The sequence below is a fragment of the Streptomyces sp. NPDC051569 genome (genome assembly GCF_044454085.1).
In the GTDB taxonomy this organism is placed as follows: domain Bacteria; phylum Actinomycetota; class Actinomycetes; order Streptomycetales; family Streptomycetaceae; genus Streptomyces.
On the sequence record NZ_JBITDJ010000042.1, the window covers coordinates 1 to 11,222 of the forward strand.

General features: G+C 69.1%; 11 protein-coding genes. 4 read left to right on the forward strand and 7 right to left on the reverse strand.

Annotation, left to right across the window (positions count from 1 at the left end; all coding sequences use genetic code 11):
* Positions 1 to 509: hypothetical protein (locus ACIBAE_RS29365; RefSeq protein ID WP_399291360.1), on the forward strand; the 509-nt coding region annotated here is incomplete at its 5' end.
* A 552-nt stretch (positions 510 to 1,061) separates the two neighbouring features.
* Here the strand turns inward: ACIBAE_RS29365 and ACIBAE_RS29370 are convergent.
* On the reverse strand, positions 1,062 to 2,369 hold the full coding sequence (locus tag ACIBAE_RS29370; RefSeq protein WP_399291363.1) for a tyrosine-type recombinase/integrase: 1,308 nt from the start codon (positions 2,367 to 2,369) through the stop codon (positions 1,062 to 1,064).
* A gap of 236 nt (positions 2,370 to 2,605) precedes the next feature.
* On the opposite strand from ACIBAE_RS29370, the gene ACIBAE_RS29375 reads away from it, so the two are divergent.
* Positions 2,606 to 3,802 (forward strand): IS110 family transposase, encoded by a 1,197-nt coding sequence (locus ACIBAE_RS29375; RefSeq protein ID WP_399291366.1) that lies wholly within the window; start codon positions 2,606 to 2,608, stop codon positions 3,800 to 3,802.
* A gap of 8 nt (positions 3,803 to 3,810) precedes the next feature.
* Here ACIBAE_RS29375 and ACIBAE_RS29380 read toward each other — a convergent pair whose 3' ends face one another.
* From ACIBAE_RS29380 to ACIBAE_RS29405, 6 genes are all read right to left on the reverse strand, one after another.
* On the reverse strand, positions 3,811 to 4,035 hold the full coding sequence (locus ACIBAE_RS29380; RefSeq protein WP_399291369.1) for a helix-turn-helix domain-containing protein: 225 nt from the start codon (positions 4,033 to 4,035) through the stop codon (positions 3,811 to 3,813).
* Positions 4,035 to 5,480: a replication initiator gene (locus ACIBAE_RS29385; RefSeq protein ID WP_399291372.1), complete on the reverse strand. Its 1,446-nt coding sequence runs from the start codon at positions 5,478 to 5,480 to the stop codon at positions 4,035 to 4,037. Before ACIBAE_RS29385 ends, ACIBAE_RS29380 begins: the two co-directional genes overlap by 1 nt.
* A gap of 144 nt (positions 5,481 to 5,624) precedes the next feature.
* Positions 5,625 to 6,419: a DUF2637 domain-containing protein gene (locus ACIBAE_RS29390; protein ID WP_399291374.1), complete on the reverse strand. Its 795-nt coding sequence runs from the start codon at positions 6,417 to 6,419 to the stop codon at positions 5,625 to 5,627.
* A 37-nt stretch (positions 6,420 to 6,456) separates the two neighbouring features.
* Positions 6,457 to 7,869, reverse strand: a complete 1,413-nt coding sequence (locus ACIBAE_RS29395) for an ATP-binding protein (protein WP_399291376.1) — start codon at positions 7,867 to 7,869, stop codon at positions 6,457 to 6,459.
* A 1-nt stretch (position 7,870) separates the two neighbouring features.
* Entirely contained in the window at positions 7,871 to 8,059 is a 189-nt protein-coding gene (locus ACIBAE_RS29400; RefSeq protein ID WP_399291379.1) for a hypothetical protein, read from the reverse strand.
* Complete coding sequence (locus ACIBAE_RS29405; protein WP_330799974.1) at positions 8,056 to 8,409, reverse strand: hypothetical protein; 354 nt, start codon at positions 8,407 to 8,409, stop codon at positions 8,056 to 8,058. Before ACIBAE_RS29405 ends, ACIBAE_RS29400 begins: the two co-directional genes overlap by 4 nt.
* A 177-nt stretch (positions 8,410 to 8,586) precedes the next feature.
* Here ACIBAE_RS29405 and ACIBAE_RS29410 point away from each other — a divergent pair, with 177 nt between their 5' ends.
* A complete protein-coding gene (locus ACIBAE_RS29410) occupies positions 8,587 to 9,459 on the forward strand; it encodes a GntR family transcriptional regulator (RefSeq protein ID WP_399291384.1) in 873 nt (290 codons plus the stop codon).
* Between the two features lie 570 nt (positions 9,460 to 10,029).
* A partial coding sequence (locus ACIBAE_RS29415) for a helix-turn-helix domain-containing protein (protein WP_399291387.1) occupies positions 10,030 to 11,222 on the forward strand: 1,193 nt, incomplete at its 3' end.

The window sequence follows — 11,222 nt, forward strand, 5'->3', positions numbered from 1 at the left end:
CCGGCCAATGGCTCCGGACCAGCGCGGGCACCCACGTCCAGATCACCGCAATCACCCGCCGGACCAGCCACAGCACCACCGTCCACAACCTCACCATCGGTGACCTCCACACGTACTATGTACTCGCCGGGACCACGCCGATTCTGGTTCACAATAGCGGTGGACCGGGCCCTGGGCAGACGTATCTGTGGCGCGGCGTTACGGCTAAAGAGCTGGCGGACATATCGGCAAATCGGACTTGGAACAGCCCACAGGGCGTCAAGTATTTCTCCTTTACGGAAAAGGGTGCTGCCGAATATTCCCGTAGGGCCTACGCGGCCTATCCTAAGGAAGGTCCGTATACCATGATTCGCACTACGGTCAACGTTGCGGATCTGCCAGAGGGTGCCCGTATGGCGTACACTGCGGATGTGGTTGATGGTGGGGTCGCTCTCAACAACGATGAATTGAAGATTCTTGGAAGGCCTTCAATCATGACCGGTATGAGCACTGGCGTGGGTTGCGGATGAGATACATAGTCGCGGCATCCAGCGAACGAATCGTGGAGGCGTGCAGAGAGGTCTTGGGAGAGCTACCAGGAGTTGGGTTTCGGGTCGGATCGGTACCTGAGGCTGGTGCAGACTGTGACGCTGCGATTTTGAGCTTCCCACTTGCCCATGAACGCTATGGCGGAACTCCGCAGATAGGGGTTGCGCAGGTCCTAGAAAATACACGAGGAGATGGCGCCCCGGGCGTAATTCTGGCTACTCCGCCAGGTCCCGCTCTAACCTCGGAGAATACTGGTAGTGACTCCGAGATTGAGAGACATGTAATTCACGTCCTCAGCGCGTGTGTGGCTGAATTCTTGAAATGCTTTCCAGGGTGTGAGGAGAATTCGACAATCCTCATCCATCTAGAGGCGGCGGGAATTGACCGAAGAGATCTCGGGGCGCCTCTAAAGGGCATCTACCGATTCTTGGCTTAGGCATTTACTGGCCTAAGCCAAGAAGATGACAGTGGCCCCACCGGATTTGTTCCGGTGGGGCCACTGGGGTGTCTGACGGCAGTAGTTGACGGCAACGTCAGCGGACGGGTGCCGCACGAAGTGGTGGTTTGTCGCCGTCGTCGGGCCGGATGGTGGGCTCGGAGGGGTTGCGGAGGGTGTTGCCGAGGAGGTCTATGGCGTCTCGTTGGAGGCGGAGTCGGACGTGGGCGTAGACGGTGGCGGTGACGCCGATGTGGGCGTGTCCGAGGAGCTCTTTGATGACGACGAGTTCGACTCCCTGTTCGAGGAGGAGGGTGGCGGTCGAGTGGCGGAGGTCGTGGAAGCGGATGCGGCGGAGGGTGGCCCGGCGGAGCAGGGTGTTGAAGTGCCGGGTGAGGGTGGCGCCCTCGATCGGGGAGCCGTCGGTCCGAGTGAAGATGTAGCCGCTTGCCTTCCAGCCCGGCCCCGCCGCTTCGCGTTCCTGGCGCTGCCGGTCACGGTGATCTTCGAGGGAGCGTAGACACGGCGTGGGCAGGGCGATACGGCGTTCGGAGCTATGGGTCTTGGTCGGCAGGGCGGTCAGGCCGGCGGTGTTGGTGCGTTGGAGGGTGCGGCGGATGCTGGCGGTTCCGCCGGTCAGGTCGAGGTCTTCCCAGCGTAGGCCGAGGAGTTCGCCCTTGCGCAGGCCGGTGCGCAGTGCGAGTTCGAACAGCGCGCTCAGCCGGTGGCCGCTGGTGGCGGCGAGGAACGCGCGGGCCTCGGCGGCGGTGAGCGGTTCGAAGCGGCGGGGGCGTGGTGTGCCCATGCGGACGTTGCGGGCGACGTTGCGGGGGATCTCCTCCTCTCGGACGGCGTGCTCCAGGGCGGATTTGAGCACGGAGTGGATGTAGGCCAGGGTCAGCGGGGAGAGCCGCTTGTGGCAGCACTTCCCGGCCGCGCAGCACTGGGGTTGGTCGCGGTTGGTGTCGAGGCCGCGTGTGCAGCACTGGCAGGTGGTGCGGAGCTGGTCGAGCCAGGTGCGGACGTCCTTGGCGGTGAGTTTGGCGAGCTTCTTCCGTCCCAGGCCGGGGACCACGTACAGGCGTACGCAGGCGGTGTAGCGGGTGTGGGTGGTCTCGCGGAGCCGGTGGACGGCGACGGTCTCCAGCCAGTACGTCAGGTACGCGGCCACGCTGCCCTGCGCGGAGGGCACGGGCAGGCCGCGGTTGCTGGCGGCGATCTTCTCGGTGAGCTTGGCGAGTGCTTCCTTGCGGGTGGTGCCGTAGACGCGGATGCGGCGGCGGGTGTTGCCGGGGGCGAGGACGTATCCGGCGGCTTCCCAGCGGCCGTCTTTTCGCTGGTAGACGGTTCCGTCCCCGTTGGCGCGGGTCCGGCGGGAGGCGGGAGTGTCCCGGGGTGTGGCCATCAGGCGGCCCTACCTTTCAGATCACGGGTTGCCCGCAGCCATTCGTAGGGTTGTGGCACCCAGGGGGGTGGGGTGTGGCTCTCAGGCTGGCTGCCGTTCGTGGCTCCGGAGGCTTCGCCGCCCCATCTCCCACGACGACTCGGCCGCCGATTAGGAAGTGCGACAAGATCGCTGTGTAGGGCAATGCCGGCGAAGTCGTCCGTGGTACGCACGACAGGAACGACTTCGGGAGCGCGATGAGCCGGATATGGGCCGGGATTGACTGCGGCAAGACCCACCACCACTGCGTCGCCATGGACGCCGACGGCAAGACCCTGCTGTCGCGCCGGGTGGCTAACGACGAGCCGGAACTCCTCCAGCTCATGGGCGATGTCCTCGACATCGCCGACGGGCGTGAGGTGACATGGGCGCTGGACATGACGGGCGGTGAGCCCGGCCTGCTGATCGCCGTCCTGGTCAACCACATGCAGGAGCTGCTCTACATCCCCGGCCGCATGGTCAACCGGGCCTCCGACGCCTACCGGGGCGAGGGCAAGACCGACGCCCGCGACGCCCGCGTCATCGCCGACCAGGCACGCATGCGCCGTGACCTGCAGAGCATCCGGCCCGACGACGACGCCACGATCGAGATGCGACTGCACACCAGCCACCGCATCGACCTGGTCGCCGACCGTACCCGCACCATCAACCGCCTGCGGGGCACTGTGCTGAGCATGTTCCCCGCGCTCGAACGCGCCCTGGAACTCACCAACGCAGGCCCTCTGGTCCTCCTCACCGGCTACCAGACCCCGGCGGCCCTGCGCCGCATCGGCGTCAGCCGGCTCACCACCTGGCTGCGCAACCGCAAGGTCCGCGGCGCCGACAGCCTCGCCAAGGCGGCCGTGGAGGCCGCCGAGCGGCAGCACACCGCCGTCGTCGGCGAGAAGGCCATCGCGCAGATGGTGCTCACCCTCGCGAAGGAGGTGATGGCCCTCAACGAGAAGATCGCCGAGATCGACAAGCTCATCGAGGGCCGGTTTCGCGAGCACGAACTCGCCGAGGTGATCCTGAGCATGCCCGGCATGGGGCCCAGACTCGGCGCCGAGTTCCTGGCCGCCGTCGGCGGCAGCCTGGACGGCTTTCCCACCGCGGACCGCCTCGCGGCCTTCGGCGGCGTCGCTCCCGCACCGCACGACTCCGGCAAGACCAGCGGCAACCTGCGGCGCCCTCAGCGCTATCACCGGCGTCTGCAACGCGTCTTCTATACCTCCGCGTTGGTCAGCTCCTGGAGCGATCCCAACTCCAAGCGGTTCTACGACCGCAAGAGAGCCGAAGGCAAGAGCCACATCCAGGCTGTCCTGGCACTGGCCCGCCGACGCGTCAACGTTCTGTGGGCCCTCATCCGTGACCGACGGTGCTACCAAATCACACCACCCGTCACCGAGGCTGCTTGACAACAGCATTAGGAAGCGTCCTGTTCGAGGCGGGTGCGGATGAAGTCGGTGAGGGCGTGGGTGGGGATGCGCCGGGCGCGGCCGAGGGTGATCGAGGCGAGCTGGCCGGAGCGGAGGAGGTCGTAGACGGCGGAACGGCCGAGCTGGAGGCGGGCCATGACCTGGGGCACCGTGAGCAGGTCCAGCACCGGTGCCCCTTCCGTGTGGAGGACGGCGAGTGGGGGCGGGGCCATCAGTAGCCCCCTTCGGCCGCGAACTGCCGTTCCAGTTCTTTGCGGTGCCAGACGTTGGCGGCGAGGAGTGCGGCGCCGGGGCTGTAGCCCGAGCCGAGGTAGGCCCAGTGGCCGATGACGAGCGTGGTCGTTGGGTCGTGGTCGGGCTGGCCGGTTTGGGCGCGGGTCTGTTCGGCCCGCCAGGTGCGGCGGGCGTCGCGCAGCGCGCCGAGGGTGGTGGAGTAGCGGCGGGACTTGGTGGAGAAGTGGCCGCGGAAGCCGAGCATGTGCGCCCACTTCCAGAGCTTGAGGTCGGCGAACTCCGGGCGCTTGCCCAGTTCCCAGCAGGTGCGGATCATCTGTCGCACGTGGCGGGCGACGGCGAGGCGGGGCAGGGGCCGTGCCTGTCCGGTGCCGTCGCAGGCGGCGCATGGGAGTGGCGTTCCGTGGGGCAGGAGGGTTGCGCCGCGTCCTTGGCAGGGGCGGCAGAACAGGGAGCGGTCGAGGGTGCCGGAGGCGTCGGCGGACTTGGTGGCGTACTTGGCTACGTAGGCGGCTACCGCCTGGTCGGTGAGTTCGGCGTCGGTGCCGAAGGCGGCGATCTGGCGTACGTCGAGTTGTTCGCCCCAGGCGAGTTCGCGTTCTCCCACCGCATCCGATGCGACGGAGATGCGGGCGCGGGGTGCGGCAGCCCGGATGGCATCGGTGAGCACGGTGGCGGTGGCGTACGGGCGCGGGGGCTGGGTGCTGCCATCCGGGCCATCGAGCCGGATGACAGCGTGGAAGTGGACCAGGCCGCGCTTCTGGTACTCGGCGACCTTCGCGAAGGACACACGCAGCACGGCCCGGGCGGCCTTCTGCGTCATGCCGAGCCGGGCGGCGAGTTCCCGGCGCAGGTAGGTGGTGAAGCGGGCCCACAAGGCTCCGGCGTGGGCGTTGAACAGGACTGCGCCCGCGTAGTCGTACGTTGCCGGGTTCAGCGGCGTCCCCAGCAGCGGGTCCGTGGTGTCGTGGAGCTTGCGGCAGCGGCAGGGCCGGGTGTCGCCAGCAGGCGTGGTGGGGCGGTTGTGGACGGGGCCGAAGGAGGGGGCGGTGAGGGTGGCGAAGACGCGGGGGTGGGTGCGGACGGTGTCGGGCACGGTCTTGCCACCGGACAGGCCGGCGCGGATGAGGTGGTAGGTGTCGGCGGCGTAGAGGCGGGAGCAGGCCGGGCAGCGGGAGGCCCGGCGGTTGCCGCACGTGGTGAGCAGGCTGCCCGTGGGTTCGTCGGAGGAGGTATAGGAGCGCAGCACCTCACCGGTCGTGGTGTCCACGGTGGCGGTGTGGCCGGTCAGGCGAACGGGTTCCGTGCAGCCGCCGAGGCGTTCGATCTGCTGCTGTGCGCGGGCGAAGTCGGGCTGGTTGACCAGGTGAAGCAGGTCCCGCACGGCGGGGCTTGCCACCCGGCGCAGGTCCAGGGTGACCATCCGGGCGCGTCCTTTCAGTTCGGGTGGGTGGCCCCGAGCACAGCCGGTCAGGGAGGCGTGTTGGCGCTGCTCGGGGCATGACGAACCAGGCCCATGGGCGGGCGTGGTTTCAGCGAGGGGGATTCGGCCGGCGAGGGCCGGGGCTCAGAAGTGAGCGAGCGCGGCGGTGGCGACCGGCAGGGCGACGCCCATGCGGGTCCCCAGTTGGGCGGCGGTGATGGGCTGGCCGTGCTCGGCGTGGTGGGTGTCCGCGATGCGCCGGGCGGCGTTGAGCAGGGCGGCGGGCAGGGCCGGGCGGAAGGCGGTCGCGTTTGTCTTGGCGGTGGCGGCCGAGGCGGTGGCCTGGGCCGGAGCGGGGTTGGGTTCTGGTGCTTCGATGGTCGGGGTGACCGGAGGTGGATCAGGGGCCGGGGCGAGTTCGGTGACTGGTGCAGGGGTTGGGGGTGGTGCGGCAGGGGCGAAGGCACCAGCGGGCACCGTCTCAGCGTCGGGGATGCGGCCGGGTTTGGCGGCGGCCTTCGGGAGTGGGGGTGGCTGGGTGAGGGTGTGGAACTGGGCCAGGAACGAGGGGCCGACGCGGCCCCAGCCCAGCAGCAGGAGCGGGGCGACGGTGTCCAGGCAGGCGCGTCCGTAGCGTCCGGTCAGCAGGGGCTCGGCGGTGTTCAGTGCGAGGGTGAGCAGCCCGCACAGGTGCAGCAGGCGGGTACCGGCTCGCAGTTCGTTTTCGGGGACGCCGTGCAGGGCGAGGAATCGCAGAGCGACCAGCAGCCCGACGACCGACAGGTCCACCATCGGCGCGACCAGTGGCGCGATCGGGTGGGGTACACCGAGGCGCAGGGCGAGCGCCCAGACGTTGCCGAAGGAGAAGACGAAGGCCAGGGCCGCGATGACCGCCATGACCACGGTCACGGTGCGCCGGGTGAACCGTTCCTCGGTCATGTGTGGGGCCTCCTTCCGGGGTGGGGGTCGGGGATGGTCACGGACGGTGCTTGGCCAGCGGCACGACTGTGCGGTCCGTCGGCGCGGTGCCGCCCCAGTAGCGCGGGCCGGGGACGGATTCCAGGTACAGGGCCGGGTCGATGGCCAGGTGGGCGGTCACCTCGGCGATGCGGACCGCGTCGGCGTCCGGCACATAGGGGGTGCGGATGCGGGTGAAGCCGGGGCGGCCCTGCATGGCCATCACCGCGACGCCGACGTAGGCGGGGTCCTGCAAGGTGACCGGGCTGGCGTCCGGCCAGTTGCGGATGTCGTCCCCGAGTGCGGCCACGGCGGCTTCCGCCGTCTTCTGGGCGAAGGACAGGCCGACCGGGCACACGTCGCGGATGAAGGTGGGGATCGCGTCGCCGGTCACCTTCTGGCTGACCAGGATGACCAGGAAGCCGACACTGCGGCCCTTCTTCACCAGGTCTTCGACCAGACGCGCGTTGTCCGCCGTCAGCGCCGCCAGGCGCTTGGTCTGCGGGTCGTTGCCCTTGTAGTCGCGGAAGTAGGTGTGGGCCTCGTCGATGATCAGCACGGTCAGCGGCCAGACCTCCGAGGGACTGACGTGCCACATGTTCTTCACACCGAGCACGTCACGGATCGCAGAGGACCGGGTACGCCGCAGCGCGACCAGGCGCTTGAACAGGGCGTTCGCCTCGTCCAGGTCGTCACCGACGAACGCGAACAGGCGCTCGCGCAGGTCGGCGTAGTCACCCTCATGGGCGGCTGACACCTTCCCGTCGGCCACCGCGAACTGCACCGCGCGCGACGGCGCGAGGTCACAGACGAGCCGGTTGATCAGCGAGGTCTTGCCCGCGCCGGGGACACCGGCCACGGTCACGCCGGGCACGTTGGCCAGCGAGACGCACACCGGAGCGGCGTACTCGTCCACGCCCAGCTCCCACCGCGACAGGTCGGCCGGCGGGCGTCCGGTGGGACGGTGCTCGGTCTGCGTGACCAGCGGATCCAGGCGAACGCCCCGGATCACCACCCGGCCGGGGCCGTCCGGCAGCACGGACACCCGCGTGCACCGCCAGGAGTCGGCCAGGAACCGGGCCGCGCGCTGGAACTCCTCCAGGCCGACCTTCGGCAGGCATTTGGCCCGCACGACCACACCGAACTGATCGGCCGTCACTTTGATCTTCGGAGTCAGCACGCGCGGCGGGGGCGTCGTGCCCTTCGGTGCGGTCAGCTGCCCCAGCAGGCCGGGGGTCTTGTCGGTGACGGTCAGGCCCGCCATCCGCGCTAGGCGTATCCAGCCGCAGCGCACCCGCACGGCCTGCCGGATACTGGCCCGGGTGCCCCGGTCGGCGCGCACGTAGCGCACCACGCCCAGCAGCAGCCAGCCTGTCGCCAGTGCTACGGCGATCGGCAGTACGTCCGGCGCGTGGTCGATTACGGTTCCCATGTCACGTCCCCGCTTCGCTCAGAAGACGGAACACGTCGCCAAGGTCGAGGGCCGCAGCGTCGGCCGGGTTCAGGCCCAGCAGATCGAGTACGGCCCCGGACACGGAGCACGTCAGAACGTTGTCGGTGCCCGGCAGGGGCCGCAGCGGATAGGTCTCCCGCTCCGGAGCGGGATCTCCGAAGCGGATCACTGGGCCGCCTCCACCATCACCAGTTCCAGGCGGGCGGCCCGGTAGGCGACGCCATCGGAGAGCTGACCGTTGAAGATCCGCGCCCACGGGGTCGCGAACAACTCCACCGGCCGCACCATCGCCCCCGGCTTCAGCCCGGCCGCCAGGCCCGTCTCCGGGACCGTGATCTTCAGGACCTCGGCCCGGCCGTCCTCCATCAGCATCACGGTCACCGTGTAGAGCGACGCCCCGGTCTCCCGGTCGGTGGCGACCTCTCCGGTCTGCTGGTCCTTGATCTTCAGCACCGGCTCGGTGCCCGCGATGCACACCGCCGACGGCAGCAGGGCAACACGGATACGGGTCATGGCCACGCCTTCACATCCTTGTTCGATGGAGCCGCTTGATCGACTCGCCACGAGCATAAGGAGATGATCGTAAAACTTGCAAGGCCGATGAGGTTGTTAGTTCGATGAGGTGGGTGAGCGGTCAGGCGGGAAGCACATGAATCTGCCTGTAGCGGCTCACCAGGCAGGCGATACCGTGGGCCCATGACCCTGCCCTTGGACGAGGACTCCCGACCGCCGTATCTCCAGGCTGCTGCTGCCCTGCGGGACGCGATCCTGACCGGCGAGTTCACGTCGGGCGAGCGCCTGCCCTCGGCGAATGTGCTCGGCGAGCGGTTCGGTGTCTCCAGCTCCACCGTCCAAAACGCCCTGCGGGTCCTCAAGCAGGAAGGGCTGGTCTACTCCCAACTCGGCCGGGGCAGCTTTGTGAGCTCGACGGCCAGCGAGAGCGATGCCCCGGGCACCTCAGCAGCGGACGCCGGCGGAGAGGATTCGGGCCCGGACTGGCCGGCCGATCTCATCCGCAACGATGACGGCCGCCCGCCCTACGTCCAAGTGGCCGACTTCCTCCGCCGCGACATCGCGGAAGGCACCTACCCTCCGGGCTCTCAGCTCCCGCCCGCCCGTGAGATCCAAGAGCGCTTTCAAGTAGCCAACTCCACCGCGCAGAACGCCTACCGAAGGCTCAAGCAGGAAGGGCTCGTGTACTCGGTCAAGGGCCGCGGTGTCTTCGTGCGCCAGGCCCCAGAGCCGGGCAAGCACCACGGGCCGATCACGAACTACCTGCTACGGGATGAGATCGCCCGCGAGGCCCGCGCAGCAGCCGCCGACTTCGCCGACCTCACCGATGACGAGCTGCTGGCACGGGAAGCGGACCTCGACGAGCGATGGGTCACGATCCGGGAGGAACACCAGCGGATCTACAACGAACGCCGGAAGGTCAAGCGCGAGACGAGCCGACGCGGCCTGTTTCTGCCACCGCTCCATGACGACGACGCCGACTCAGACGCATCGCCAAGCGAGAAACTCGAAGCCGCACTGGCCGAATCGAAAAAGCGCCGACAGCAGCGCCCCTGACGGTCAGCCTGGCACCTCGGCCAGATGCGACGACAGGGAGAGCTGTTCAGACTTTCTTTACTTGATCAAGGGCGGCCCGCTGGCGCGGCCCGCGCGCGCCCGGCCCAACGGGGCCGCCGCCCGCTCCTGTCTCCGCCCCGCTCGCCGCCGACCCCGCCGGACCGGGCGCGCAACAGCCAGCACAGCGAACCACTTCCGGGGCTCCGCCCCAGACCCCGGCCCTCCCTCCGAGGGGCAGGGGGCCGTGTGCGGGTGCGGCTTCGTCGGGGTGAGGGGTTCGTGGGTCGCGGGAGGGGTCCCTCGCCGCCCGGTCACCGGAGGCGTACCAGGAACCCCCGGGGGCCGCCAAGGCCGAGCGCACGCGTCACGATGTGAGCCTTGGCGGCCCCCGGGGAACCCTGGCACGGCGAAGCTGCCCGACCGACGAGGGACCCCTCCCGCTCAGGCCCCGATTCTGCCGGAGTTCCAGCGCGCCAGGTGGTGGGGTAGCCCCTGTGGGTGGGTGTCTGCCGGATCGTCCCCGGGTGATGTGCCGGCCGGGCGTACCGTGGAGTGGGAGGTGGTGAGTTGATGATTACGGAGCTGGCCGACAACGTCCGCAAGTACCGGCGTCGCGCGGGGATGAGCCAGGAGGAACTGGCCCATGCCGCAGGCGTATCGCCGGGCACGGTTCGCAAGGCCGAGCAGGGCGGCACTCTCCGCATGGAGACCCTGCACACGCTCGCCCGAGCGCTTGGGGTGACCACCGCCGCGTTGATGGCATCCGATGCCCCGGAACCGGTCGGGCAGACCGAGGAGCCGAACCGCGTCAACCTGATCCAGCTCCGCGCCGCCCTCACTCCAGCCGTCGGACTTGTGGACCAGGACGCCGAAGCCGTGGGCGAGGAACCGAACCTGCGCACCTTCCGACGGACGCTGCAAGACGCACGGGTGCTGTACTTCTCCGACAGCTACAAGAGCGTCGCCGCCCAACTGCCGGTCCTGCTGCGTGATGCCACACAAGCCGTCGCCTACTACGACAGCGGGGACGAGCACCGGCAGGCTCTGCTGGCCCGTGCCGAGGCGCTGCGTCTGGCCGGCACCTACCTCACCCAGGTACGGCAGTACGACATCGCGTACGCCGCCGTGCGCGGCTCCATCATGGACGCCCGTCAGGCCGGAGACATGCTCGCGGCGGGCTCGGGTGTCGGCTGCATGTGCTGGTTGCTGGTGCGGCAGGGCCGCTTGGACGAGGCGGAACAGGTCGCTGCCCAGAGCATGGACGCGGTGGAGCCGAAGATCACCGGGGCCGAGCCGGACCACTACGCGGTGTGGGGCGGCCTAGCGATGGAGGCCGCCGCCGCAGCCGCGAGGAACAACCGTCCCGACGAGGCGAAGGCGTACCGTCAGGCCGCCCGCGTCGCGGCAACCGCTGTCGGGACGTCGCATCGCAACGTCTCCCGGCACTGGTCCGTCTTCGGGCCGGTCACCGTCGCGGTCAAGGCACTCGAAGACTCGCTGGTCATCGGCGACGCCCGCGCCGTGGTGCGTAAGGCGGGCGAGCAGGAGGAGTTGTCGCCCAAGGCGTGGAAGCGCTTGGGCAGGCCCAGCACCAACGACGGGAACCGCTTCACCCTCGATGTGGCGCGCGCCCACACCCGGACCGGCGATCTGTCCGCCGCCATGGAGGAGTTGACCCGCGCCAGGGAAGCCGCCCCGCAGTGGCTGCGGCACCAGAACGGGGCCGCCGAGACCATGCAGGAGATTCTGGGCAAGCGCAAGCG

What these genes read in the sequence shown, in the direction of transcription:
- ACIBAE_RS29395 (WP_399291376.1), bottom strand. Translation starts at nt 7,869, where the DNA reads ATGGGAACCGTAATCGACCACGCGCCGGACGTACTGCCGATCGCCGTA.
- ACIBAE_RS29410 (WP_399291384.1), top strand. Translation starts at nt 8,587, where the DNA reads ATGACCCTGCCCTTGGACGAGGACTCCCGACCGCCGTATCTCCAGGCT.
- ACIBAE_RS29370 (WP_399291363.1), bottom strand. Translation starts at nt 2,369, where the DNA reads ATGGCCACACCCCGGGACACTCCCGCCTCCCGCCGGACCCGCGCCAAC.
- ACIBAE_RS29390 (WP_399291374.1), bottom strand. Translation starts at nt 6,419, where the DNA reads ATGACCGAGGAACGGTTCACCCGGCGCACCGTGACCGTGGTCATGGCG.
- ACIBAE_RS29375 (WP_399291366.1), top strand. Translation starts at nt 2,606, where the DNA reads ATGAGCCGGATATGGGCCGGGATTGACTGCGGCAAGACCCACCACCAC.
- ACIBAE_RS29380 (WP_399291369.1), bottom strand. Translation starts at nt 4,035, where the DNA reads ATGGCCCCGCCCCCACTCGCCGTCCTCCACACGGAAGGGGCACCGGTG.
- ACIBAE_RS29385 (WP_399291372.1), bottom strand. Translation starts at nt 5,480, where the DNA reads ATGGTCACCCTGGACCTGCGCCGGGTGGCAAGCCCCGCCGTGCGGGAC.